This window comes from Pseudomonas sp. NFACC41-3 (genome assembly GCF_900109505.1).
Lineage (GTDB): Bacteria > Pseudomonadota > Gammaproteobacteria > Pseudomonadales > Pseudomonadaceae > Aquipseudomonas > Aquipseudomonas chlororaphis.
The window spans coordinates 494,642-520,473 of record NZ_FOAE01000004.1; the positions used below are offsets into that span (position 1 = coordinate 494,642).

Annotated in this window: 24 protein-coding genes; 15 read left to right on the forward strand and 9 right to left on the reverse strand. The window is 63.9% G+C overall.

Annotated features, from left to right (window positions below; genetic code table 11):
* The first annotated feature begins 255 nt into the window (after positions 1-255).
* From BMY68_RS20360 to BMY68_RS20400, 9 genes are all read left to right on the forward strand, one after another.
* Positions 256-636, forward strand: coding sequence for a hypothetical protein (locus BMY68_RS20360; RefSeq protein ID WP_062823615.1), 381 nt, complete (start codon positions 256-258; stop codon positions 634-636).
* 92 nt (positions 637-728) lie between these two features.
* The gene (locus tag BMY68_RS20365) at positions 729-1,124 is read left to right on the forward strand and encodes a hypothetical protein (RefSeq protein ID WP_085530493.1); all 396 of its coding nucleotides are present in this window, start codon (positions 729-731) and stop codon (positions 1,122-1,124) included.
* 3 nt (positions 1,125-1,127) lie between these two features.
* A complete protein-coding gene (locus BMY68_RS30155) occupies positions 1,128-1,520 on the forward strand; it encodes a hypothetical protein (protein WP_062823616.1) in 393 nt (130 codons plus the stop codon).
* Positions 1,521-1,799: 279 nt separating this feature from the next.
* Positions 1,800-2,075, forward strand: coding sequence for a hypothetical protein (locus tag BMY68_RS20375; protein ID WP_009042260.1), 276 nt, complete (start codon positions 1,800-1,802; stop codon positions 2,073-2,075).
* Positions 2,076-2,698: 623 nt separating this feature from the next.
* Entirely contained in the window at positions 2,699-3,163 is a 465-nt protein-coding gene (locus BMY68_RS20380) for a hypothetical protein (RefSeq protein WP_009042259.1), read from the forward strand.
* A gap of 36 nt (positions 3,164-3,199) precedes the next feature.
* Complete coding sequence (locus BMY68_RS20385; RefSeq protein WP_085529878.1) at positions 3,200-4,024, forward strand: SDR family oxidoreductase; 825 nt, start codon at positions 3,200-3,202, stop codon at positions 4,022-4,024.
* A gap of 222 nt (positions 4,025-4,246) precedes the next feature.
* Positions 4,247-5,242, forward strand: a complete 996-nt coding sequence (locus tag BMY68_RS20390) for an SEL1-like repeat protein (protein ID WP_239694111.1) — start codon at positions 4,247-4,249, stop codon at positions 5,240-5,242.
* Positions 5,243-5,617: 375 nt separating this feature from the next.
* Positions 5,618-6,649 carry an SEL1-like repeat protein gene (locus BMY68_RS20395; RefSeq protein ID WP_085529876.1) on the forward strand — a complete coding sequence of 344 codons (1,032 nt, stop codon included), beginning with the start codon at positions 5,618-5,620 and terminating at the stop codon, positions 6,647-6,649.
* Between the two features lie 280 nt (positions 6,650-6,929).
* On the forward strand, positions 6,930-7,952 hold the full coding sequence (locus BMY68_RS20400; RefSeq protein WP_239694112.1) for an SEL1-like repeat protein: 1,023 nt from the start codon (positions 6,930-6,932) through the stop codon (positions 7,950-7,952).
* A gap of 72 nt (positions 7,953-8,024) precedes the next feature.
* On the opposite strand, the gene BMY68_RS20405 is transcribed toward BMY68_RS20400, so the two are convergent.
* The 4 genes from BMY68_RS20405 to BMY68_RS20420 form a co-directional block, all read right to left on the reverse strand.
* Positions 8,025-8,885: an efflux RND transporter periplasmic adaptor subunit gene (locus tag BMY68_RS20405; RefSeq protein WP_085529874.1), complete on the reverse strand. Its 861-nt coding sequence runs from the start codon at positions 8,883-8,885 to the stop codon at positions 8,025-8,027.
* 10 nt (positions 8,886-8,895) lie between these two features.
* Entirely contained in the window at positions 8,896-9,096 is a 201-nt protein-coding gene (locus tag BMY68_RS20410; protein WP_007930063.1) for a DUF1656 domain-containing protein, read from the reverse strand.
* Positions 9,086-11,293: an FUSC family protein gene (locus BMY68_RS20415; RefSeq protein ID WP_085529873.1), complete on the reverse strand. Its 2,208-nt coding sequence runs from the start codon at positions 11,291-11,293 to the stop codon at positions 9,086-9,088. The genes BMY68_RS20410 and BMY68_RS20415 overlap by 11 nt, the downstream gene beginning before the upstream one ends.
* 66 nt (positions 11,294-11,359) lie before the next feature.
* A complete protein-coding gene (locus BMY68_RS20420; RefSeq protein WP_062823622.1) occupies positions 11,360-12,871 on the reverse strand; it encodes an efflux transporter outer membrane subunit in 1,512 nt (503 codons plus the stop codon).
* Positions 12,872-13,133: 262 nt separating this feature from the next.
* Here BMY68_RS20420 and BMY68_RS20425 point away from each other — a divergent pair, with 262 nt between their 5' ends.
* Together BMY68_RS20425 and BMY68_RS20430 are read left to right on the forward strand one after the other, a co-directional pair.
* Positions 13,134-14,102, forward strand: a complete 969-nt coding sequence (locus tag BMY68_RS20425) for a LysR family transcriptional regulator (protein ID WP_009042251.1) — start codon at positions 13,134-13,136, stop codon at positions 14,100-14,102.
* A 244-nt stretch (positions 14,103-14,346) separates the two neighbouring features.
* Entirely contained in the window at positions 14,347-15,321 is a 975-nt protein-coding gene (locus BMY68_RS20430) for a 2-hydroxyacid dehydrogenase (protein WP_085529872.1), read from the forward strand.
* A 106-nt stretch (positions 15,322-15,427) separates the two neighbouring features.
* On the opposite strand, the gene BMY68_RS20435 is transcribed toward BMY68_RS20430, so the two are convergent.
* Positions 15,428-16,393, reverse strand: a complete 966-nt coding sequence (locus BMY68_RS20435; protein WP_085529871.1) for a DMT family transporter — start codon at positions 16,391-16,393, stop codon at positions 15,428-15,430.
* Between the two features lie 260 nt (positions 16,394-16,653).
* Here BMY68_RS20435 and BMY68_RS20440 point away from each other — a divergent pair, with 260 nt between their 5' ends.
* Positions 16,654-17,529, forward strand: a complete 876-nt coding sequence (locus BMY68_RS20440; RefSeq protein ID WP_009042248.1) for a helix-turn-helix domain-containing protein — start codon at positions 16,654-16,656, stop codon at positions 17,527-17,529.
* Between the two features lie 128 nt (positions 17,530-17,657).
* On the opposite strand, the gene dacB is transcribed toward BMY68_RS20440, so the two are convergent.
* From dacB to BMY68_RS20460, 4 genes are all read right to left on the reverse strand, one after another.
* Entirely contained in the window at positions 17,658-19,106 is a 1,449-nt protein-coding gene (gene dacB, locus BMY68_RS20445; protein ID WP_085529870.1) for a D-alanyl-D-alanine carboxypeptidase/D-alanyl-D-alanine endopeptidase, read from the reverse strand.
* A gap of 140 nt (positions 19,107-19,246) precedes the next feature.
* On the reverse strand, positions 19,247-19,570 hold the full coding sequence (locus tag BMY68_RS20450) for a DUF3325 domain-containing protein (RefSeq protein WP_007929380.1): 324 nt from the start codon (positions 19,568-19,570) through the stop codon (positions 19,247-19,249).
* Positions 19,571-21,145, reverse strand: a complete 1,575-nt coding sequence (locus BMY68_RS20455; protein WP_085529869.1) for a PepSY-associated TM helix domain-containing protein — start codon at positions 21,143-21,145, stop codon at positions 19,571-19,573.
* Positions 21,142-21,447: a DUF3649 domain-containing protein gene (locus tag BMY68_RS20460; protein WP_085530492.1), complete on the reverse strand. Its 306-nt coding sequence runs from the start codon at positions 21,445-21,447 to the stop codon at positions 21,142-21,144. The genes BMY68_RS20455 and BMY68_RS20460 overlap by 4 nt, the downstream gene beginning before the upstream one ends.
* A gap of 219 nt (positions 21,448-21,666) precedes the next feature.
* Here BMY68_RS20460 and BMY68_RS20465 point away from each other — a divergent pair, with 219 nt between their 5' ends.
* The 3 genes from BMY68_RS20465 to fecA all read left to right on the forward strand — a co-directional run bounded on the left by BMY68_RS20465 (position 21,667) and on the right by fecA (position 25,710).
* Positions 21,667-22,155, forward strand: coding sequence for a sigma-70 family RNA polymerase sigma factor (locus BMY68_RS20465; protein ID WP_085529868.1), 489 nt, complete (start codon positions 21,667-21,669; stop codon positions 22,153-22,155).
* Positions 22,152-23,117 carry a FecR domain-containing protein gene (locus tag BMY68_RS20470; protein ID WP_085529867.1) on the forward strand — a complete coding sequence of 322 codons (966 nt, stop codon included), beginning with the start codon at positions 22,152-22,154 and terminating at the stop codon, positions 23,115-23,117. The genes BMY68_RS20465 and BMY68_RS20470 overlap by 4 nt, the downstream gene beginning before the upstream one ends.
* A gap of 232 nt (positions 23,118-23,349) precedes the next feature.
* Positions 23,350-25,710, forward strand: a complete 2,361-nt coding sequence (gene fecA / locus BMY68_RS20475) for a TonB-dependent Fe(3+) dicitrate receptor FecA (RefSeq protein ID WP_085529866.1) — start codon at positions 23,350-23,352, stop codon at positions 25,708-25,710.
* Positions 25,711-25,832: the final 122 nt, after the last annotated feature.

Here is a 25,832-nt window from a genome sequence, read left to right on the forward strand (position 1 = left end):
GGCGGGGGATGAGAGTTGCAGGAAGGTTATGTTTACTGAAACGGGCAACTTCACAGGTTCAACAATGGGAGGAAGCCTGGGAGCTTATGTCGGGTACGCCAGTACTTCCATCTGTGCGGCAATCGGAGCGTCTACCGGAGTCGGTGGGGTTATCTGTGCAGCGCTAATCGTAGGTACCAGCTCATGGGTAGGCTCAACAGCAGGTGGCGCTACAGGAAAAGTCTTTGGAGAAGTGCTTTATGAAATGGACGTCCAATGATCTATAAATTCCCTCCCCTGATAATCCTGATTCTGACTGGAGGCTTGCTTCTGCTTGCCCTCATCAGTCTCCTCTTCAGCTACTACATGAGTCGACGCTACCTCGACGGGATGCTGGGGGCGCTAAAGGGGAGTAACTATTTCGCAGGCTGGACAACCTACCTACCTCATCTGGGATGGCATCCTCGCTATCTGATGTTCGCGAAACTCAGAGGTATGATGTTCTGGCCTGGGCCGGGAATACGCAGGGGAATAATTTCCCCAGACGATGTGCGCAACTTTCCGCCGCAGTACAAGCGCCTTTTAAAAACACAGAACGTGCTCGATGGCGTGATTATCGTGTGGGGGGCGTTTGTGTACCTGCTGATAAAGCTGTAGTCACTCATCTGCGACCACTGATCAGTGCACCTTCCCAACTGTCCATGGAAAGCATTTATGCATGCACAAGATTTTTGCGAACTGACATCGCCATGACAGGACAACAGTTCTGGCATTCCTGGCTCGCCCTCATCCTTTTGTTATGTCCATTTCTGCTGGCCGTAATAAACCTCTCGCTCAGCTACTACCTGAGCCGCCGCTACCTTAAAGAGATGCTGGAGGCCCTACGGCGAAGCCAGCACTTTTATCGCTGGACCGACAGCCTTCTCCACGAGGGATGGTTCACGCATTTTGTAATGCTCGCCGCCGTTCGAGGATCGATGCTTTGGCCCGGCCCTGCGGTTCGCAGAGGCTTTCTTTCCTCGGAAGACATAGACAACTTCCCTCCCCATCTGCAACGTCTGCTGACCATCAGAAACTGGATGGATGTTGTGCTTCTGGTCTGGGGTTCGATCATGTATGCGCTGTTGAAACTGACTAAGCACTGACAGATGGCAGAACAACAATTCTGGAGTTCCTGGCTCGCTTTTGGACTTTTGGCATGTCCGATTCTGTTATGCGCTGTAAGTCTCGCGTACAGCTACTATCTGAGCCGACGCCATCTGAGGGAAATGTTGGAGGCCCTACAGCGGAGTAAATACTTCTATCGATGGACTGAAAAGCTTCAATATCGTGGATGGTTCGAGCATTTTCTGATGTTCGCCAACGTACGAGGAATGATGTTCTGCCCCACTCCCGGGTTACGTAGAGGGTTACTTTCGGCGGAAGATGTACACAACTTTCCACCCCGGTTCAAACGCCTTCTGAGCATACAAAACAGGCTGGATGGTGTTCTCTTCGTCTGGTCCACGATTATGTATGAGCTGTTGAAGCTCACTGGCTAGAGCTTCCCCAAATCCCTGTAGCCGCTGCCGAGCCCTCGAGGCTGCGATAAGACCGGAGGTCCTCCTGCGGTCTCAAAATCCGGCGCCCGCTTCGCGGTCGATCGCAGCCTTCGGCAGCGGCTACAGATGGTAGCGTCACGCTACAAATATCGAGTTGACCACCTATTCATCGCTCCCTATCCTCGCGCCTGTCACGACTCATTCGTGATCGGGTTTGACGGCTCGGTTGTTTTCTCAGGAACGCAGTTTTTTCAACTCTGTTTTCTTTTGGAGCCTTCCATGACCGACCGCATCGCCCTCACCAGTAACGAATCCTCCACCCCCACCCTGTTCATCGACACCCGCGCGCCCTTGGACGAACTCCATGCCAGCGCCGCCTACCGCATCCTCGCAGTGACCCAGCTGATGGAAAGCCTGAGCCACATGGACACTCGCGACGCCGATGCCACAGACCTCACGCAAATCGCCCATGCCAGCGCCATCTTGTTGCGTGACGGTTGCGACCTGCTGGACGTGCTTGGCCGGCGTATTCGTGGCAGCCAGTACTTGAGCTGACGAGCACCTCAATCCCTGTAGCCGCTGCCGAGCCTGCGAGGCTGCGATAGGACCGAAGGTCCTCCAGCGGTTTCAAAATCCCTGCGCCCCCTTCGGGGTCGATCGCAGCCTCGCAGGCTCGGCAGCGGCTACAGGAGTTAGCGTCGACCGGTAGGTCGCGCATGGCGCAGCTTTGGCTTTTGATCTTGATCCACCCGCCCCATCGGGAGGCCGAGTGGAGGTGTTCATCAGGGGACAGGCGCGCAGCGCCCCTCGACGTAGTCGAGGACATCGTATGGAGGTCGAAGCGAAGCCGACCGGAGTCGATGCCCCCTGATGGACGCCGGAGCGAGGGAACCTGAGCGCAGCGAAGGCCGTACGCAGGGGCAAGCGTTTTTTGGTTACTTTTTGCTGGGCCGGCATTCCGGCGTTTGAAAAAAAGTGACCCGCCGTAAGGGCGGAACCGCCAGCAGTCGTGACCGCAGAAACGGATATGTACTCCGTCCAACATCACCACCGCCATCGCGGGCAATCGAGCGTCGACCGGCCGCTCCTACAGAAGCAGCCGCAGCCCACCACAACCATGGCCAATCCCACCTACGCTTAGGTAGGATGACTGCTCTATTTCCCCCGAGGTTCTCCTCATGTTCATCGGCGTTCTGCTGGTTATCACCTGGCTGATCCTGCTGGTCCGTTACCCCGCCAAGGCCTTGCCGGTGTCCATGGCCGCCGCTGTCGGCCTGGGCCTGGTGGCGGTCTGGGTGGTCTGGCTGGACAACCGCGAAGCCCAGCAACTGGCGCGCCTGGAATTGCGCATCAGCTATGCCCCCGAGCATTGCCCGGCGGATCGCCCGCTGCTGCTGAAGATGAACAACGGCAACGATGTGCCGCTGACCGAACTGCGCTGGCGCGTCGCCGCCTACGCCCCGGGCGACACCGTGAACCTGGCCGACAACCAGTACAGCGCCCCGCGTTATCGCGGCCCCGGCGAGTTGCAGGCCGGCGCCAACTGGGAAGACTGCCTGCCCCTGCCGCCGCTGCGCCCCGGCTACCGCCCGCAAACCCTGGAGTTTCGCGCCGAACGCTTGCAGGGCAGTTTCTCCGACTGATTCCCCCCTTCCCTCTTTTTGTACAAGGACCGCGCCATGCCCGTTGCGCTGATCACCGGTTGTTCCAGCGGCATCGGCCGCGCCCTGGCGGATGCTTTCAAGGCCGCCGGTTTCACCGTCCTGCCCACCGCCCGCAGGGCCGAGGACGTGGCCATGCTGCGAGCCGCGGGTTTTGACGCGGTGCAACTGGACGTCAACGACGGCCCGACGCTCACTGCCCTGGGCGAACGCATCAACCAGCAATATGGCGGCCTCGACCTGCTGATCAACAACGCCGGCTACGGCGCCATGGGCCCGCTGCTCGATGGCGGTGTCGAAGCCATACAGCGGCAGTTCGAAACCAATGTGTTCGCCCTGGTCGGCGTGACCCGGGCCATGTTCCCGGTGCTGCGCCGCAGCCGCGGGCTGGTGGTGAATATCGGCAGTGTGTCGGGCGTCCTGGTGACGCCTTTTGCCGGTGCCTACTGCGCCTCCAAGGCGGCGGTGCATGCCTTGAGCGATGCGCTGCGCATGGAGCTGGCGCCGTTCGGCATCCGGGTGATGGAGGTCCAGCCCGGCGCCATTGCTTCGAGCTTTGCCAAGAATGCCGGGCACGAAGCCGAACAGCTGTTGACCGAACGATCGCCCTGGTGGCCGTTGCGCGAAGGCATCCGCGCACGGGCCAGGGCCTCCCAGGACCACCCGACGCCCGCCAGCGAATTTGCCGCCAGGCTGCTCAGGGCCGTGCAGCAGGACAAACCGCCACGCCTGGTTCGGATCGGTAATGGCAGCCGGGCCTTGCCCTTGATGGCCAGTCTGTTGCCCAAGGGTTTGCTGGAGAAGGCGCTGATGAAGCGTTTTGGCCTGGGCGCAAAACTGTAACGGCCGATCACCGGCCGCGGAACGTCGCCCGGCCGCTTCCCACGGGTTCCAGAAAACGTCTTTTAGTCGCCTAGGTTGTACCCTCTCCCAATCCCAGTAGAATGCGCGCACTCGAGGCTCCCACAGCCTCGATCAGGCCGCATGGATCGCTGGCGAACCGCTGAAACTCCCCCTCTCCTTTCCATGCTCGCCGTCACTCAATCGTCGATCAGGGAATATCCATTGAAACCTCAACACTTGCTGCCGCTGGTACTGGCCACCGCGCTTATCGGCTGCACACCGTCGCCAGACGAGGAGCTGAACGCCACCCTGCCCCAGCTCAGCCTCAAGGAGCTGTTGCCGCCAGCCGTCGCCAACGAGTACTGCAACCCCAAGCTGGACAGCGATCTGCTGTATGGCATCGGCTACCAGCTGTACAACGACGACAAACCCGAGCAGGCGCGCAGCTGCCTGATCATGGCCGCGCCCACCCACGACCGGGCCCTGTGCTACCTGGCGAGCATCGCGGAACAGGACAGCAGCAAGGACAGCGCCGAGCGCGACCGCGAAGCCTTCGGCTACATGGCCTATTCCGCGCTGAAGAATGACTCCTGTGCCGAGTTCGGCATGTTCCAGAACTTCACCTACGGCATGCGCGGGCAGACCCCGGACAGCGACCTGGGCCTGCGCTGGCTGGAGCGTTCCGCGCGCCATGGCGACGCGGACGCGCAACAGACCCTGGTGCGCCTGCACAGCAACAAGAACAATCTGCCGCTGGCCTACAGCTGGGCCAGGGTCCTGGATGACAGCGCACAGATCGACGCCTTGAAACAACGGATGAACCCGCAACAACTCAGCGAAGGCGAACAAGGTTTCGAGCAACTGGGCAAGCACGTCACCAGCAAGGACGCGGTGCGCAAGGAAGCCCGCGAGGAAAACATCGCGGTGTACTCGGCGAACATCCATATGGAATACCCCGAGACCTTCAAGGGCCTGTCGGTGGCCGAGCGTCATGCCCTCATGGAGCAGGCCGTGGCCACGGTGAGCGCCCGTCCCGAGTTCAGCACCCGTGGCCAGCTGTACGCTTATGTGATCATCGCGCGGCAGGCCCAGTTGAAGCAGGCCGGCGTCGATGTGCTGCAGAACCCGCAGATTGTGCAGCTACTCAGCGATAAAGAACTGGAAGTGGCGGATGCCGTGAAGAAAGCCGACGTGATCCTCGGCCAGGCCGCCCTGTAACAGCGGGAACACCGTCGGCCGCGCCTACAGGGGCCTTATACATGGCCGCTGTCTTGTAGGTGCCAACTCCTACAAGGGGGCGGGGTCAGGGTCAGGTTGTTCACCCAGGCAATCCCAGTAGAATGCGCGACCTTGAGCCCTTGGGGCTGCTGGAAAAGGTGCTGATGAAGCGTTTCGGATTAAGCGCCAGGCTCTGCGCATTCAACGCCGGCCATCACGCGCATGACACCGTTGTATGCCGCGCCGATGCCCGTAGAATGCCCGCACTCCAATCGCAAGGAAGCGGCACCTCAAGCACGGAACGGCTGCACCCCGCCCCCTGCTCATGCCCTCTTGGCGTCCTCCCTTTTACGATTGAACCTCAGGGACTCTCCATTGAAATCTCGTAGCCTGCTGCCCTTGGCTATCTTCACTCTGCTGCTGGGCTGCAATGCCTCGTCACCGGACGAAAAGCTCAATAATTCCCTGCCGGACTTGAGCCTCGAGCAGATCCTGCCCAAGGTCGAGGCCAACCAGTACTGCACGCCGGAGATGGACAGCGAATTGCTGCTCGGCCTCGGCATCCGACTGATCAATGAGGACGAGGTGCTGTATGGCGCAGGCCGTACCTTGCTGGCGAGCAAGGAAATAAAAATGGCCCGCAGCTGCCTGATCATGGCCGCCCCCCGCTACACCACGAGCTTGTGCATCCTGGGCAGCATTGTCGGCGCCAGGCAAAACGACTATGACAAAAGCGAAGCCTTCGACTATATCGCCTACGCCGCCAAGCACAATGAATCCTGCGCGGAAGCAGGCCTGTACGACATCTACAGCATTGGCAAGCTGGGCCACCCACCGAACAAGGAATTGGCCATGGGCTGGCTTGAGCGCGCCGCTCGGCACGGCGACCAGGAGTCGCAACAGGACATGGTGCGTTGGAGCAGCGAACAGGACAATTTCCCGGTGGCCTATGCCTGGGCCAGGGTCCTGAATGAGGCAAAAACAATCGAGGCAGTGAAGCGCAAAATGAGCCCTCGGCAAATGGCCGAGGGCGAGCAGCACTACACCCAGCTGCTCAGCCAACTCACCCCCGAAAAGGATATTGAGCAGGCGCTGCGCAAGGACATCATCGCCCTAAGCTCAGGGGATCTTTACTACAGCCACCCGGAGGTGTTCGAGGGCATGTCCTCTATGCAACGGCGTGCTTTCGTGGCCCAGTTGGTGGACATGCAGGACCTCTACCCGAAGTTCCACACGCGCGGCCAACTGATGGCCTACGCCTTGATTTCCCGCCTTGTGCAAAGCACCGGACCGGCCGTGGACCTGTGGCAGGACCCGGCGCTACATGCCTTGCTGATCGACGATGATCTGAGCGTGGAAGACACCGTGGCCAAGGCCAAAACCATCCTGGCCAAGCGCAAGCAATAGCTTGAGAGGCTGGCGCTACTTCTTTTGAAGCGCCGCCGAGGCGTCGCGTGCGCAAGGCCCAAGAGCCCTTTGCCGTGGCCAAACAGATGCTGCGGTTTCGGTTGTGCCCCCTCGCAATCCCAGTAGAATGCGCGCCTCTTGAGCGCTTGCGCTCAACACAGCATGGAATCGCTGGCATCGACACTGAAAGCACGGAACTGCTCAAGCTCCCTCCTCTCCCGTCCTGTCCCTGCTTCATTCCATGCGCCTCTCCATTCAATCGCAGATCAGGGAATATCCATTGAAACTGTTCAACGTGCTGCCAATGGCATTGGTTGTGTTGCTGGCCGGCTGTACTACCGCATCCGATAAAACCGCCGATAAAGAATCGTCCCTCAACGACACACTGCCCAAGTTGACCCTGCAAAACGTATTGCCAACTGTTGCCAGCAACGAACAGTGCAATGCTCAAATGGACAGCGACATTCTGTTCGGCGTCGGCTTCCTGCTGTACGAAAACCAGGAGCTCGATGCTGCGAAAACCTGCATGGTGCTGGCCGCGCCGAAACACCCTCGCGCGTTCTGCTACCTGTCGATGATTGCCGGTCAGGATGAAAGCAAAACCGATGAACAGCGCAATACCGAATCCTTCAACTACATGGCTTACTCGGCGCTGCAGAACGACTGGTGCGCCGAATACGGCCTGTACCAGGCCTACAACTACGGCAATACCAGCGCCAAACAGGACACGGCCCTGGCCCTGCGCTGGCTGGAGCGCTCGGCCCGGCACGGCTACCCCGAAGCGCAAAAGGACCTGATCGAAAAGTACGAGGAACAAGGCAACCTGAGCGCCGCCTATGCCTGGACCCGAATCATGGCCAAGGCCGATGACACCAGCGCAGCCGATGCCTTGAAAGCCAGGATGAGCGCCGCACAGATCGCCGACGGTGACCAGCGCTACACCCAACTCACCGGCCAGGTCACCAGCAAACAAGCCCTGTACGCCGAAGCGCGGGAAGAAGACGTCGGCCGTTACTCTGCCGAGATCTATCAGGACTACCCGGACACCTTCAAGGGCCTGTCGTCCACCGAGCGTTACAACTACGTCAAGCAAAGCATGTTCAAGGCCATCGACCTGCCGTTCGTCAAGGGGCGTGGCCATGTCCTGAGCTACATCGTGGTGAATCGCCAGGCTCAACTGAAAAAGCCCGGCGTAGACATCGCGCAGGACAAGAAAATCGTCGCGGTGATGAAAGACGACGAACTGTCCGTCGCCGAAACCATCGAGCAGGCGCTGTCGATCGTCAACAAAACCTACCGCTAACCAGGCCTGTGGCGAGGAGCTTGCCTGCTCGCCACAGCCTTGCCTTCGCCACAAAGACCTGTATGAAGCGGGTTACTCCCCACCCTCCTTCACCACCACCGTGCAGGTAATCCCCGCCGCCAGCAGCACGCCTTCCGGCACTTCGTCGATATGGATGCGCACCGGCACGCGCTGGGCCAGGCGCACCCAGTTGAAGGTCGGGTTGACGTCGGCGATGAGCTCGCGGCTTTCCGGGTTGTCGCGGTCGTAGATGCCGCGGGAAATACTCTCCACATGGCCCTTGAGCACCTCGCCGCTCATCAGTTGCATCTCGGCCTTATCGCCGACACGCACATGGGGCAGCTTGGTTTCCTCGAAGAAGCCGTAGACCCAGAACGAGTTCATGTCGACCACCGCCATCTTCGGCTCGCCGATGCGCGCGTAATCGCCGCGGTGCACGTTGAGGTTGGTCACGTAGCCATCGACCGCGGCGCGCACCTGGGTACGCTTGAGGTTGAGCTCGGCGGCCTCCAGTTGCGCCTGGGCCTGCTGGTAGTCGGCCAGGGCCGAGTCGGCGATGTTGCTGGCGTCGTCGCGGTTCTCCTTGGAGATCACCAGGTTGTCCAGGTCGGCGCGGCGGTGGGCGTTGACCTTGCGCATCTCCCAGGTGGCCTTTCTCGAAGCCACCAGCGACTGCGCCTGCTTGACCGCGATCTGGTAGTGCTCGGGGTCGATCTGCATCAGCAGGTCGCCCTTTTTCACCAGTTGGTTGTCGCGCACCGGCACGTCCACCACTTCGCCGGTGACGTCGGCGGCGACGTTGATGATGTCGGCGCGCACCCGGCCGTCGCGGGTCCACGGCGTGTTCATGTAATGCACCCACAGGGTGCGGCCGATCCACAGGGCCAGGGCCAGCACCAGCAGGGTCGCGAGCAGGCTGAAAAACTTTTTCATCAAAGGACTCTCAACGGTAGACAGTCAGCGCCATGGCGCCGAACAGACAACAGAACAGGCTCAGGCGCAGCAGCGCCGGGTGCCAGAAAAAACGGTACAGGTCATAACCCGAGATGAAGCGGTCCAGGGCCCAGGCCAGGGCCGCGGCAATGAAGAACATCAGGGTCATGGTCGGCATGTACACGCCGTGGAAGGCGATTTCACGAGGCATGTTCAAGTCCTTGGGGCGGGGCCTGTACGGCTGGCGGCGCGGCATAGGCGGCCAGCGGCGATTGCGGGTCGAGCAATGAGCTGCGGATGAAGTGCAGGTAGCTCTTCACCCGGCGCAAGACCGAAGTATCGAAGTGCGGGGCGAAGGGTTCGTCGCTGGCCTGGACCCGGCCGATCGCGTGATCGACCGCGACCAGCGCGCGCGCAAGGTTGCTCTGGCCCGGTTGCAGGAACAGCCGCACCAGCGAACGGCCCATGACCCGGATCGCCTGGCGCCACGGCTGGGATTCGGCGTAGGCCGGGTGCACCGGGAGGATCGCCTGCTCCTTGCGCAGCTCGATGATGGCGTGGCCCACCTCCAGCACCACGAACATCCAGCGCAGCAGCTCGCGCTGCACCTGTGGCTGCCCCGCCGCCAGGCCATAGGCCTGGTGCAGCAGGTCGCGGGTGCGGCTTTCGAAGCTCGACGCCAGGCCCTTGAGCTTGCCGCTGATGGCGTACACCACCTGGCCGCGCAGGTCCTGCTCCAGGCGGCGCCACAGCCAGCGGCTGTTGGGCGGCAGGATGATCGCCCCGGCGGCGGCGCAGACCAGCATGCCCATGACCATGGCAATGTAGTCGTTGATGAAGGCGTAGGGGTTGTAGACGGTCAGGTTGTCCGGCACCGAACCGGTGCTGAAGAAAATCAGCAGCCCCAGGCCGACCCCGGCGTACTGCGGGCGTGAAGCGAGGAACGAACCGAGCACGATCACCGGCGCCAGCATCACGCACAGCAGTGGAAAACCGTCGATCCAGGGGAACACGAAGAACATCTCGACGAAGCCGACCACGGCCCCGATCAAGGTGCCGCAGGCCATCTGGAAGGCCATGCGTTTCGGGTTCGGCGTAGCGGCCGAGAGGCCGACGGTGGCCGCCGCGATCAGGGTCATGGTGGCGCCGCTGGGCCAGGCGGTGGCGACCCAGTAGCTGCCGAGCACGATCAGGATGAACGAAGCACGGATGCCCGAGGCGGCCGAGGCCAGCCAGTTGGTCTGCGGGGTGAAGGGCTCGTCCCAGCGCTCGCGTTCATGGCTGTGTTCGGCCAGGGACGCGTGGGTCTGGGCATAGCTGTGCAGCTCGTCGACGAAGCGATAGAGCAGCTCATAGGCGGTGTGGAAATCCAGCTGCTCGGCATCGCTCGGCTCGTGCTCCTGGAACAGCGCGCGCATGCTGCGCACCCGCGCCGGCAACTCGGCCTTGTAGCTCGCCAGTTGCTCGGCCAGGCGCGCGGCATCGGGGCTGGTCAGGGCGCGGCCGGAGAAACCGTCCAGCAGTTCGGCGAGGTCCTGCAACCCCGGTTTGGTCGCCGCCAGCACATACTCGGCGGCACTGTTGCGCAAGCGTTCGAGCAACTGGTGCAGGGCGTTGAAACGGGTGGTGATGCCCATGAACTCGCTGTTCAAACGGCTCAGGCGACCGTTGCGCCGACGCATGTGCGGGTCTTCGAAGACGGTGACGCTGCGCAGGCCTTCCAGGCCCACCGCCTCGGCGATGAAACGCACGTTGCCGCTCTCGAACGCGTCGCGCTGGCTGCGGCCGCGCAAACCGTCGGTGACGAACAGGGCGAACACCCCGAAGCGCTGGTACAAGGCGTTGCGCATCGCCGCGCTGGCGGTCTGCGGCAGGATCGCGGCGCTGACCAGGGTCGAGCAGAGAATCCCCAGGGAGATTTCCAGCACCCGCCATACCGCCGCCATAAAGGCCCCGTCCGGATGGGCCAGGGCCGGCAAGCCGACCATTGCCGCGGTGTAGCCGGCCAGCACGAAGCCGTAGGCGCGGAAGTTGCGATAACGCGCGGCGCCGGCCGAGCAGATGCCGACCCAGATCGCCAGCGAACCGAGGAACAGTTCGGTGTTCTGGGCGAACAGGGCGATCAACGCCACCATCACCGCCGACCCGGCCAGGGTGCCGAGAAACCGATAGAAGCTCTTGGCGAACACCTGGCCGCTCTGCGGCTGCATGACGATGAACACAGTGATCATCGCCGTGCGCGGTTGCGGCAGCTCCAGGCGCATGGCCAGCCACAGGGTGAGGAACGCGGCGGCCAGGACCTTGAAGATATAGACCCAGGTCACGCCGTCGCTGCGTGCCCAGTCGAAGAAACCCCGGCGCCATTCAAGGGAGTACAGCCAGCGCAAGGGAGCAGGCAAGGGAGTCATCGGATCTTACTCAGTGATCAGCACTTGGTGGTCGGCTTTTAATGGTCAGCTTTTAATGGTCAGCTTTTAATGGTCAAAGACAGCCAGCGCCGCCGGGGTCTTGCTCGGTTGGGTCCGGCTGTCCTCGGGCACATCGCGCCCCGCCTCCAGGCCGCCGCCCAGGGCCGTCACCAGCTCGGCATGGGCGCTCAGGCGCGCGGCCTGGACCTGCTGCTGGATCTGCTGCTGGTGGAACAGCATGCCCTGGGCATTGAGCACATTGAGGTAGTCGGTGAGGCCGCGCTGGAAGGCGACCATGGCGATGTCGTAGGTCTTCTGCGCCGACGCCACCGACTCGGCGGCGAACTCGGCCTGCTTGTCCATGGACTCGCGGCGGATCAACTGGTCGGAGATGTTCTTCAGGGCGTTGACCAGGGTCTGGTTGTAATGGGCCACGGCGATGTCATAACCGGCCGCGGCCTCGCCCAGCTCGGCGCGCAGGCGGCCGCCGTCGAAGATCGGCAGGCTGATGGCCGGGCCGACGTTGTAGTTGAGCTTCTTGCCGGTGAGGAACTCCAGCGCCCCGCCGCCGGTGGCCATGTAGCCGAGGCTGCCCACCAGGTCGACGTTGGGGTAGAAGCCGGCGTGGGCGACATCGATGCCGCGGGCCTGGGCCGCCACCTGCCAGCGGCTGGCGACCACGTCCGGGCGCTGGCCAAGCAGTTCGGCGGGCAGGGCCGACGGCAGTTTCAGCGGCGCGGCCAGGGACAGGCTCGGCCGTTGCAACTGCGCGCCCGCCCCCGGCCCCTTGCCGGCCAGGGCGGCGATCTGGTTGCGGCCCAGGGCGATTTCTTCGTCCAGGGCGTCCAGCTGGCGATGGGTTTCCGGCAGCGGAGTCTGCGCCTGGCTGACTTCGAAGTGGGTGCCGATGCCGCCGGCCAGGCGCTTTTGCGCCAGTTCGAGAATCTGTTCCTGCTGCTTCAGGGTGGCGAGGACGATGTCGCGCTGGGCGTATTGCAGCGACAGCTGGATATAGGCGCGCACGACATTGTTCTGCAGTTCCAGCTGGGCCAGGCGCGCCTCAGCGGCGCTCATGTGCGCCAGGTCCACGGCACGCTCGCTGGCATTGCTTTCCCGGCCCCAGAGGTCGAGGGCGTAGCTGAAGCCGAGCGCAGCGTTGTTGTCCCAGGTGGTGCTGTTGGCCAGTTCGCCCGGGCCATAGAACTGATCGGTGGGCCAGTTGTGGCGCTTGAGGGTGGCGTCGCCCTTGATCTGCAGCGACTCGGCCGACTCGGCGATGCCGGCCATGGCACGCGCCTGGCGCACCCGGGCGGCGGCCATGGCCATGCTCGGGCTGCCCTGCACGGCCAGGCTCACCCAGTGGTTCAGCTGCGCATCGCCATAGGCCTGCCACCATTGGGCGGCGGGCCAGCGGGCGTCACGCGCGGCGCTCTGGATCGCCTCGTCGGTGGCCAGTGTATTGGCCGGTAGTGCCTTGCCCTGTGGGGCAATGCCCCCGGTTCCGATGCAGCCGCTGATTGCTAACGATAAAGCCCAAACACTGAGAGTCTTCAGCTCTCTGCTGATGCGACGCGGCACTGCTGCGAATTCCTGAAATAGGGAGAAGGCGGATCCCTGTAGGAGCGAGCTTGCTCGCGAGACGGTGTCACTGACCCACCGCATCGCACGGGCTCCGGCAGCCGGCCCCTACAGATCGGCGCAATTCTAGGCGGCGGGCTTTACGGCGATAAGCTGGGATTCCTGTGAATCTTTATTACCGTTCGCGCGATAATCCCTTGGTGCAATAGCCAACAATCTGTTACTTCGTGTCACAATTTGCCATCTCCCCAGAGAGCACCCCATGGACACTTTGCAAAACATGCGTGCCTTCAGCTGTGTCGCCGAAGCCGGCAGCTTCACCGCCGCCGCCGTCCAGCTCGACACCACCACGGCGAATGTCTCGCGCGCGGTCTCCAATCTGGAGGCCCATCTGCAAACCCGCTTGCTCAACCGCACCACTCGCCGCATCGCGCTCACGGAGGCCGGCAAGCGCTACCTGCTGCGCTGCGAGCAGATCCTGGCCTACGTCGAAGAAGCCGAGGCCGAGGCCAGCGATGCCCACGCGCGGCCGTCCGGGCAGTTGAAAGTGCACACCATGACCGGCATCGGCCAGCACTATGTGATCGACGCCATCGCCCGGTACCGCAAGTCGCACCCGGACGTGACCTTCGACCTGACCCTGGCCAACCGCGTGCCGGACCTGCTGGACGAGGGTTACGACGTGTCCATCGTGCTGGCCAGCGAGCTGCCGGACTCGGGTTTCGTCTCCCAGCGCCTGGGCATCACCTACAGCATCGTCTGCGCCTCGCCGGCCTACGTGAAAGCCAATGGCTGCCCGAACAGCCCCAGCGACCTGTCGAACCATGCCTGCCTGCGCCTGGTGAGCCCGGTGATCGCCCTGGACAAATGGCTGTTCGACGGCCCCGAGGGCCAGGAAGGGGTCACCCTCAACGGCTCGCCGTTCCTGGTGAACTCCGCCGACGCGCTGAAAACCGCGATCACCAGCGGCATGGGCCTGGGCGTGTTGCCGGTGTACGCGGCCATCGAAGGCCTGCGTAACGGCACCCTGGTACGGGTCATGCCCAAGTACCGCTCCCAGGAACTGAACCTGTACGCCATCTACCCGTCGCGCCAGTACCTGGACGCCAAGATCAAGACCTGGGTCGAGTACCTGCGCAACACCCTGCCGGAGATTCTCGCCGCCCATCAGGCGGAGCTGACGGCCTATGAACTGAGCGGCGGCCTCAGCGGCGTGCGCCTGGCCCCATGAGCCAAGCCCTTCGGGGCTTTGTCATGCTTCCCCCATCCCTGTAGCCGCTGCCGCAGGCTGCGATAAGGCCGAAGGCCTTCGGCGATCTCAAGAGCACGTCTCCTGAGGAGCCGATCGCAGCCTTCGGCAGCGGCTACATTCCCAGAACCTTCTCGCCCCCACGGCCTGCCGCAGCCGCTACAAAAAGCCCGTCGAGAATGTTAGCTTGCTTGGCATTCTCCTCTGCCTGACGAGCTTTCCCGCGATGAAAAAGACCGTACTTGCCTTCAGCCGCATCACCCCAGACATGATCGAGCGCCTGCGCCAGGACTTCGAGGTGATAGTGCCCAACCCCAAGCTGGGCGATATCGGCGCGCAATTCAACGAAGCCCTGCCCCACGCCCACGGCCTGATCGGCGTCGGTCGCAAGCTGGGCCGTGCGCAGCTGGAAAACGCCAGCCGGCTGGAAGTGATCTCCAGCGTCTCGGTGGGCTACGACAACTATGACCTGGCCTACTTCAACGAACGCGGGATCATGCTCACCAACACCCCGGACGTGCTCACCGAAAGCACCGCCGACCTGGCCTTCGCCCTGCTGATGAGCAGCGCCCGGCGCGTCGCCGAACTGGACGCCTGGACCAAGGCCGGGCAATGGCAGGCCAGCGTCGGCGCGCCGCTGTTCGGTTGCGATGTGCATGGCAAGACCCTGGGGATTGTCGGCATGGGTAACATCGGCGCGGCCATCGCCCGACGCGGTCGCCTGGGCTTCAATATGCCGGTGATCTACAGCGGCAACAGCCGCAAGGCCGCGTTGGAACAGGAGCTGGGCGCGCAGTTCCGCAGCCTCGAGCAATTGCTGGCCGAAGCGGATTTCGTCTGCCTGGTGGTGCCGTTGAGCGAAAAGACCCGGCACCTGATCAGCCACCGCGAACTGGCGCTGATGAAGCCAAGCGCGATCCTGGTAAACATCTCCCGCGGCCCGGTGGTGGATGAGCCGGCGCTGATCGAAGCCCTGCAGAACGGCACGATTCGCGGCGCCGGCCTGGACGTCTACGAGAAGGAGCCGCTGGCCGAGTCGCCGCTGTTCCAGCTGAAAAACGCCGTGACCCTGCCGCACATCGGCTCGGCCACCCATGAAACCCGCGACGCCATGGCCAACCGCGCCCTGGCCAACCTGCGCAGCGCCCTGCTCGGCGAACGCCCGCAGGACCTGGTCAACCCGCAGGTGTGGAAAGGCTGATACCACTGCCTATCACCACCTGTGGCCGCCTGCCCCCCTGTAGCCGCTGCCGAGCCTGCGAGGCTGCGAAAAGGTCCGCAGGACCTTCAGCGATAGACCTGCAGAATCAGGTCGCCTGGTTTTGCGACGGCTGCGCCGCCGTTCGCAGCCTCGCAGGCTCGGCAGCGGCTACAGATTCAAATCCGGATGCAGGTGCAGGCACAAGTCTGGGCTTGCGGAACACCAGCACGTTGCCCAGCATCACCAGGACCAGCCCGGCCAGCGCCGGGGCGGTCCACTGGTAACCTTCGGCGAAGGCCGAGACATTCAGCGCCACCACCGGGAACAGCACGGTGCAGTAGGCCGCCCGCTCCGGGCCCATGCGGCCGACCAGGGTCAGGTAGGCGGTGAAGCCGATCACCGAACCCGGGATCACCAGATACAGCAAGGAGCCGATGTAGCGCGCGTTCCACTCCATATCGAAAGGGATGCCCTTGACCAGGCAATAGCCCGCCAGCATCGCCGCGCCATAGGCCATGCCCCAGGCGTTGGTGGTCAGCGGCCTGAGGCCGGCTTTCTGTTGCAGGCTGGACAGCATGTTGCCCGCCGAGAAACACAGGGTGCCCAACAGCGCCAGCCCCAGGCCGAGCAGGGTTTGCGGGCTGGCGCTATGGCCGGCCAGCTCCGGCCAGAACAGCAGGCCCAGCCCCAGCAGCCCCAACGCCCCGCCCAGCAGCACGTTGCGGGCGATCTTCTGGGCAAAGAACACCCGGGCATTCAGGGCGTTCCACAGGGTCGCCGTGGAAAACACCACCGCCACCAGGCCGCTGGGAATCCACTGGCTGGCGTGCAGGAAACACATGAAGTTGATACAGAACAGGCACAGCCCCTGGGCCAGGCAGATCAGGTGTCCGCGGCGGTTCATCGCCTGCAGCTTGCGGCTGAGCAGCAACATGACGAACAGCACCAGGGCCGCCAGGGCGAAGCGATAGACGATGGACACCGGAATCGCCACCACCCCCAGCTGCCACTTGAGGGCGATCCAGGTGGTGCCCCAGATCAGGACGGTGAGCAGATAAAGCGAGAGGTTCATGGCGCGGGACTCCTGTGCAGGGCAACCCAGTCTCAGGCCATCGCGTGCCCGGGCGCTTGCATAAACTTGCGCTTTTGTCGGTTGCCGGGCTGGCAGCGCACCGCCCACGGAGTAGGATGCAAAACATCGTGTAGCCGCTGCCGACAGGCTGCGATCGGCTCCGCAGGAGACGTGCTCTTGAGATCGCTGAAGGCCTTCGGCCTTATCGCAGCCTATCGGCAGCGGCTACAGAATGCCGTTCAATTTCAGACCTGACCGCCATGCCCGCACTGGAAACCCTGCAAGTCTTTCAAGCCCTGAACCGCTCGCCCAATGCTCGCCTGGAGCACAGCGCCGAGCTCGGTGACGGCCTGGCCGCAGCCTTGTGGAGCAACCATCACGACGCCCAGGACTACGAAGCGCCGAGCCATCACACCTTGTCGTGCTACATCGCCGGCGGCACCGGGACCTTTCGCCGCGGCCAGCCGGGGACCAAGGGCGGCCCGGACAAGCTGTGCATCCTGCCCGCCGAGCACCAGTCAGCCTGGGTGATCAACGGCGGGATCCGCCTGGCCCACCTGTATTTCAGCCCTGAGCAATTCGCCCTGGGCTGCGTGACCCTGCTGGACCGCGAACCCCGCGAGCTGCAATTGCAGGAAACCACCTTCCTCGACGACCCGCAGCAGGCCAGGCGCTTTCGGCAACTGATCCGGATGAACTGGGACGAACCCGGCGAGCGCCTGCTGACCAGCAGCCTGGCCCACGAGATGCTCAGCCACGCCCTGCTGACCCAGGTCGGCCAGCGCCAGGGCCTGCGCCTCAAGGGTGGGCTGGCGGCGCATCAGCGTCGGCAACTGGTGGAATACATCGACAGCCAGTTGGCCGAACCGATCAGCCTGGGGCAACTGGCCGCGCGCTGCGCCTTGTCGGAATACCACTTCGCGCGGATGTTCCGCGCAAGCTTCGGCCTGCCGCCCCATCAATACCTGCTGGCGCGACGCCTGAAGCATGCCCGCGACCTGTTGCGCGGCACCCGCCTGCCCCTGGGCGAGATTGCCCTGGCCTGCGGCTTCGCCAGCGCCAGCCACTTCACCAACCGTTTTCGCCAAGCCCTGGGCGGCACGCCCGGGGAATATCGCCAGGCGTTTCTCGGCTGAGCGCAACCGTCAGTTACACCGCGTCGCCTTTATCGCGAGCAAGCTTCTCCTACAGAAAATGAACGCTGCTTCTGTAGGAGCGAAGCTTGCTCGCGATGGCGATGTGTCAGGCAAACCCGGCCCCAGCCTTATTGCAGCAGCACCTGCGTCACTCGGTCTTCCAGGGCCTTGATCTGCGCGCCGTCGGCGCGGTAGTTGTTCGACAGCATCACCAGCACCAACCGGCGGCCATCGGCCGCGCGCAAGTAACCGGACAGCGACGACACGCCCTGCATCGAGCCGGTCTTGGCGTGCAGGTTATCCACAGCCCCGGTGCCTTGCAGGCGATAACGCAGGGTGCCGCCGGTCATGCGCTGGGCATCGCCGGCCACCGGCAGCGCCGCGTACCAGGTGGCGAACCAGGGCTGCTTGCGCGCCACCAGCAACAGCTCGCTGAGGCTCTGGCTGGAAATCTGGTTGCGCCGCGACAGCCCGGAACCGTCCACCTGCACCAGCCCCTGCGGGCTCAGGCCCTGACGTCGCAGGAAAGCCTCGATGGCCGCCACCCCGGCAGCGGCGGTGCCGGCATTGGCGGTCTTGCGGCCCATGGCCTTGAGCAGCACTTCGGACATGTTGTTGTTCGACAGCTTGAGCAAGGGTGTGATCAGGCCCGCCAGCGGCATCGACGAGTGGCTGGCCAGCACCCGGGCGGCGGGTGCCGTGGGCTGGCCGAGGCGCACCTGGCCCTGCACCGTCACGCCCTGCTCGGCCAGGGCCTGCTGGAACACGTCCGCCACCAGGCGGGTCGGCTCCCACACGCTGACCCAGTTGCGCCGCGACTGCCCCGGCGGCAAGGCGCCGCTGACCAGCAGCAGATTGCTGCCATGCTCACGGCCGACCTGCAGGCTGTCCGCCGCCCCGACCCGCCCCTGGTTACGCAGGCCCATCAGCCGGTTTTCCGGGCTGACGCGAACCGCCAGCGGCGCTCCCGGCACCGTCGGTGCGGTTACCGCAACCAGTACGCTGCCGGCGTCGAAGTCGTCGTTTGGGGAGATATTGAGCGCGGAAATCTGCGCCGCGTAATACAGGCTTTCATCGTCGCTGGCCCAGTCGACACCGAGCCGCTGGTCATCGAAGGCGGTGTCGTCGAGCACCAGGTCACCCGCGACCTGACGAATGCCGGTACGCGCCACCGCCGCCGCCAGCTCACGGTAGTCCGCGAGCTGCATGCTCGGATCGCCGGAGCCGCGCAGGTAGAGATTGCCCTGCAGCCGTTCGCCCTGTTGCGCGCCGTCGCCCAGCACCTCGGTGGCGAAACGGTAGTCGGGGCCGAGGACGTCCAGCGCGGCGGCGGTGGTCAGCAGCTTGAGGCTCGAAGCCGGGATCAGGCGGCTGTCGGGGTTGTGCTGATACAAGGCCGCACCGCTCTCGGCGTCGCGCACCATCAGCGATACCGTGGCGCCCTGGAGCGCCGGGTCGGCCAGGACCTGATCCAGGTTGGCGGCGTACCGGGCGCCGGGATGGCTGGCGCAAGCCGCCAGCGACAAGGCCAGGAACAACCCCAGCCCGCGAGTGTAAAAACGATGTACTGAACCCATGAGAAAGGTATTTCCTTGATGACCTCGAACCCACCGCCGACAGCCTTGCGGCTGTGGCGGGCGCCCAGATAACGATTGGCGAGGGGCACGTGTCAACGAACAATCGCAGCCGACACCTCAGGCCGGACGTTGCGCAGCGCTCATTGCGCCAACGCGGCCAGCGGACTGACCAGCAACCCCAGCCCGGCCGCCAGCAGCGCCAGGCGCGGCTGATAGGGCAACAACAGCACCAGCGACAAGGCGCTGAGCATCAAGGCCGCGCACCACTGCACCAGGCCGAAAGCCCAACCGGCCGCCGCGATCGCCGCCCACAGCGAGCCGGCCAGCAGCAACCAGCCGCCGAGGCGCAGGCCACTGCGGCGCCGGGCCGTGGGTTTGTAGCCCAGGAGTTCGGCGTGGTGACGGTCCATCGACAGGCACAACCCGGCAAAACCGGGGTAACACAGCAGCAGCGCCAGGAGCATTCAGTTCACCTCGGTTTCAAGGGCGGCCCGTCGCGAGCGGACGGCAGCAGAGGGATAGACGGCAGGACGCGACATCTTCCAGGCCGCCCAGGCCAGGAACAGCCCCGCCGCCAGACAGGTCAGGTCGAACCCGGCCCGGACCCAGTCGCCGTGCACCAGGAAACCATCCAGCACATCGGGCACCGTCAGCGCATCGAGCAGCGGCACACTGGCCAGCAGCAACGCCGCCGCGCCCAACTGCTCGACCCAGGCCTTGCGCCCGCGACGTAGCGCGGCGTGCAGCAGGCTCAGGCCCCAGACGATAAAGAAGCTGTTCACTTCCCAGTCCGCCCGCCCGGCGAAGCTCACCGGCAATAGGCGGTTGGCCCAGAAGAAGGCGGCGACGGCCAGCACCAGGCCGGACATGCTGGCGATGTTCAGCACTTCCACCAGCCGCAACTCGAAGGGCGTCACGCCGCTCTTGGCATGCTTGAGCTGGCGCTTGCCGAGCCAGATCACCAGCCCGGTGCCGATCATCGCGGTGGCGGCCAGGCCGCAGATAAAGTACAGCCAGCGCAGCAGCGGCCCGGCGAAGAGGCCCATGTGCAGCCCATAGAAACCGCCTCGGATAGCAACGATCGGCGACTGCGGCGGGGCAACCTGCAGCAGCTTGCCACTGACGCCGTCGAACGAAACCGCACTGCCAAAATCGCGAACCACCTGGTCGCCACCGTGGCGCATGACATTCACCGAGGCATTGGCATCCCCGGGATTATTCACTGTGATACGCCCCACGCGGCCGCCCGGCCACTGCTCGCGGGCCTGCTGCAACAGCGGTTCGAGCTGCACCAGCGGCGCCGGCCGGCCCGCGGCCGGTGCGTTGCTGGTGGCGGGAAACGCCTCATTGAACAGTGCCCGGCTGTCTTCGCCGTAGGTGGCCAGGATGCTCGCCGGCATGACCATCGACATGAAGATCACCAGGCTGCTGTAGGTGATCATCAGGTGGAACGGCAATACCAGCACACCCACCGCGTTGTGCCCGTCGAGCCAGGAGCGCTGGCCCTTGCGAGGGCGGAAGGTGAAGAAGTCCTTGAAGATTTTCTTGTGGATGATGATGCCGCTGATCAAGGCGACGAACATCAGCATGGCTGCCGCGGTGGACAGCCAGCGGCCCCAGGGATAGGGCATCTGCAACTGGAAATGGAAGCGGTAGAAGAATTCGCCGCCGCGGGTATCGCGGACCTGCAGCTCGGCGCCGGTGGCCGGGTCCAGCAGTTTCTGGGTGAAGGCGCCGCGCTCGCCGGGCTTGCCCGGAAATTGCCACATCACCGACAACACCGGCTCGCGGGCATCGGGCAGGTTGATGAACCAGCGCGAGGCGCCCTGGGCGTGCTGCTGCAAGTAGCTCTGGGCGAGGATCACGCTGGTCTCGTTGCTGACCGAGCGCGACGGCACTTCGGGCTGCATCCAATGGCTGATTTCATCCTTGAAATAGGCCAGGGTGCCGGTCAGGAAAATCGCCAGCAGCAGCCAGCCGAATACCAGTCCGACCCAAGTGTGCAACCAGGCCATGGACTGGCGAAATCCCTCCTTCATGAGAGATTCATCCAATACGCCAACGCAGAAATCGCCGCCAACACCAGCACTGGCAGCAGCAGCCCGAACCAGGCCTGCCAGACCGTGCGGCAGGCAAAGCACCAGAGCACCGCCACCAGGTAGAACAGGAAGGACGCCATCATGCCGCCGAATACCGCATCAGCGCGGGACACAGGGAGCAGCAGGGTCAGGCAAATGCTGGACAGCGCCGCCAGCAGGTAACCGCCAAACACCGCGGCCAGCACCCGCGAAATCACGGCCAGACGATAGGAAAAAGGGATCGCAGCAACTTTGCTTTTCATGTTTCGACCTTGAAACCAGGACAGCCCGGCATTGGCAAATACCTCACGCGAGCTCAAGTCGGCGCAATATTAATGATAAATATTCTCATGTGCAAAAAACACCAATCCACCGAGGGCTCTTCCGTCGGTCCGGGTTGATTGCCCAATGCCATGTCAGGCCACTACAATGCGAACAATTCTTGTTCTCTTAAGCATTTTCATGCTGCCGGAGCGTTCGGCTTGGCTCACTCCTCTACCGTCGAAGTCCTCTATCACGCCCATCACAGCTGGCTGAACGGCTGGTTGCGGCGTCGGCTCGGCTGCCCCGACAGCGCCGCCGACCTGGCCCAGGACACTTTCATGCGGGTCCTCAGCGCCCGGGAAACGCCGTCGATCGTCGAGCCACGGGCGTTCCTCACCACCATCGCCAAACGGGTGCTGTGCAACCACTACCGGCGCCAGGACCTGGAACGGGCCTACCTCGACACGCTGGCGCAGATGTCGGAACTGCTGGCGCCGTCCGAGGAGGACAAGGCGATCATCCTGCAGACCTTGATGGAGCTGGACCAGTTGCTCGACGGTTTGCCGCGCCTGGTGAAACGCGCGTTCCTGCTGGCCCAGGTCGATGGCCTGAAACACGGCGAGATCGCCCGCGAGCTGGGGATTTCCATCGCCACGGTCAAGCGCCACCTGCATAAGGCAGCCCTGCGCTGCTACTTCGCCCTGTGAACGCTGCACTCCCCCGCCCACCGGACATCGGCGCCCAGGTCGCCGAACAGGCCGTGCACTGGCTGCTCGAAATGCAGGCGGGGCCGCTCAGCCCGCGCCAGCAACTGGCCTGGCAGCAGTGGCACGACGCCCACAGCGAACATCAACGGGCCTGGGAACATATCCAGCGGGTCAACCAGCGACTGCGCGGCCTGTCTTCGCCCCTGGCCCATGCCGCGCTCAACGCGCCGAAATCCTCCAGCCGGCGCCAGGCGCTGAAGCTGTTGCTGATCCTCGGCGCCGGTTCCGCCGCGGCCTGGGGCTTGCGCGAACACAATCCGCTGACCCCGCTGATGGCCGACTACCGTAGCCCGGTGGGCCAGCGGCGCACGCTGCAACTGAGCGATGGCAGCCAGCTGCAGCTCAATACCGACAGCGCGGTGGACGTGAGTTTCGATGGCCAGCAACGGCTGATCCGGCTGTTGGCCGGGGAGATCCTGCTGACCGTCGCGGCCGATAGCCGGCCGCTGTTGATACAGAGCACCCACGGCCTGCTGCGCCCGCAAGGCGCACGCTTGAACCTGCGCCAGTTCAGCCAGCGCACCCAGCTGGCGGTGTTCGAGGGCAACGTCAGCCTCAGCCCGTCGGATTATTCGGCAGCGCCATTGCAGGTAAGCAAGGGGCAACAATTGAGCTTCACCCGCAGCGCCTGGGACAACCCGCGGCCGCTGGACGCCAGCAGCGGCGCCTGGAGCGAGGGCATGCTGGTGGCCGCCCATATGCGCCTGGCGGACTTCCTCGACGAATTGGGCCGCTACCGTCGCGGCCAGCTCAACTGCGATCCACGGGTCGCCGACCTGCTGATCTCCGGCAGTTACCCACTGGACGACAGCGAACGGATCCTCGACCTGCTGGAAATCAGCCTGCCGGTGAAGGTCCGGCGCTTCACCCGTTATTGGGTCACGGTCGAGGCCCGCGCCTGAACCTGTAGCCGCTGCCGCAGGCTGCGATAAGGCCCGAAGGGCCTTCGAGGACCTCAAGAGCACGTCCCCTTCGGGGCCGATCGCAGCCTGCGGCAGCGGCTACAAATCAGCGTCGATTCAAGGTTTTTTCCGACGCGCAGATTTTTTTTCATTTTGTGTGAGCCGTTTTCCAGCACTCGCGTGACAGAGAAGGAAAGCCCCCTTGACTGCAACCTTCTCAGGATCGATGTCCATGCCCCAGCGCCCCACTCGCCTTACGCCCCTTGCCCGTACCCTGCGCCAGTTGCTGCTGGGCGCCAGCCTGAGCTTTTCCGCCCTGCCGCTGGCCATCGCCGCCGACGGCCCGACGCGCGATTACCACATCGCGGCGGCGTCGCTGGAAAACGCCCTGAACCAGTTCGGCCGTGAAGCCGGGGTGCTGATTTCCTTCGGCTCCCAGGTCACCCGCGGCATGCAGAGCCAGGGCCTGGAAGGCCGCTACACCACCGAAGAAGGTCTGAATGCCTTGCTCAAGGGCACCGGCCTGCAAGCCCGCGCCGAAGGCAACAATGCCTTCAGCCTGCAACCGGTGAGCGCCGAAGGCGAACCGGCGGCCCTGGAACTGGGCGCCTCCAGCGTGGTCGGCGACTGGCTGGGCGACGCGGCGCAGAGCAACGTCTTCGAACACCCGGGTGCGCGGGACGTGATCCGCCGCGAAGAATTCGAACGCCAGGGCGCGACCCAGGCCCGCGATGTGCTCAACCGCATCCCCGGGGTCAACGCCCCGGAAAACAACGGCACCGGCAGCCACGACATGGCGCTGAACTTCGGCATTCGCGGGCTCAACCCGCGCCTGGCCTCGCGCTCCACGGTCCTGATGGACGGCATTCCGGTGCCCTTCGCGCCCTATGGCCAGCCGCAGCTGTCCTTCGCCCCGGTCAGCATGGGCAACATGGACGCGGTGGATGTGGTGCGTGGCGGTGGCGCGGTGCGTTACGGGCCGCAGAACGTCGGCGGCATCGTCAACTTCGTGACCCGCGCCATCCCCGATGCGCCCACGGTCAAGGGCGGCTTCCAGACCGAGACCAGCCCGTCCTCCAGCCACGACGGTTTCAAGACCACCGGCAACCTGCTGGCCGGCGGCACCGCCGACAACGGCCTGGGCGGCGCCCTGCTGTACTCCGGCACCCGTGGCGGCGACTGGCGCGAACACAGCGACACGCAAATCGACGACCTGATCCTCAAGGGCCATTACCAACTCGACGACGCCAACAGCTTCAACGCCATGGCCCAGTACTACGAGGGCGAGGCCGACATGCCCGGCGGCCTGAACGTCGCCGACTACAAGGCCGATCCCTATCAGTCGACCCGCCCGTACGACAAATTCTGGGGCCGCCGCACGCTGATCAACTTCGGTTATCGCTACCAGGAAGATCGTCGCGAATTCACCGTCAACAGCTTCTTCACCAAGACCCTGCGCAGCGGCTACCTGGACCAGGGCAGCTTCCTGTCGCTGTCGCCACGCGAATACTGGGTGCGCGGCGTCGAAACCCGCTTCGCCCAGGGCTTCGACCTGGGGCCGACCAGCCATGAGCTGGGCATCGGCTACCGCTACGTCAACGAGGCCGGCCACGAGTTGCGCTACCGCACGCCGATCAGCGCCAACCAGCAACTGCCGAGCACCAGCAGCCGCAACGACCGCGATACCCGCGGCGGCACCGAGGCCAATGCATTCTTCGTCGACGACCGCATCGACATCGGCAAGTGGACCCTCACCCCGGGCATCCGCTACGAGATGATCGAGTCCCAGCAGACCAACAACCTGACCAACGTCAAATACAAGGGCGACTACAACACCGCACTGCCGGCGCTGAACGTGATGTACCACTTGACCGACAGCTGGAACCTCTACGCCAACACCGAGGGTTCGTTCGGCAGCGTGCAGTACAGCCAGATGCCCAACCGCGTGAGCAGCGGTGAAGTGAAACCGGAGAAGGCCCGCACCTGGGAACTGGGCACCCGCTATGACGACGGCGCCCTGCGAGCGGAAATCGGCGCGTTCCTGATCAACTTCGACAACCAGTACGACAGCAACCAGACCAACGACTCGGTGATCGCCCGTGGCGAAACCCGCCACCAGGGCATCGAGACCAGCATCAATTACGCACTGGACGGCCTGAGCCCGGCGCTGGCCGGTTTTGATCTGTACGCCACCTACGCCTACGTCGACGCCACCATTCGGGAAGACGGGCCGAACAAGGGCAACCGCGTACCGTTCTCGTCCAAGCACAAGGGCACCCTCGGCATCGGTTATACCGAAGGCCCGTGGAAGCTGAACTTCGACAGCAGCTACCAGAGCAGCCAGTTCGCCGACAATGCCAACACCTCCGCCGAAAGCGCCGACGGCAGCACCGGGCGGATTCCCGGCTACATGCTGTTCAGCAGCCGCGCCGCCTACGACTTCGGCCCGCAACTGTCGGACCTGAGCGTGGCGGTCGGGGTGAAGAACATCTTCAACCACCAGTACTTCACCCGTTCGTTCGACGACAACAACAAAGGCAAGTACGTGGGCGAACCGCGGACCCTGTACGTACAGACCTCCGTGGCGTTCTGATCCACAGCCACCGCCTGGCAGTAGGAGCGAAGCTTGCTCGCGATAGCGTCCGGCCTGACACACCGCGCCGCCTTCATCGCTGGCAAGCCGGATCGCCGGCCGCTCGCTCCTACAGAAACGTG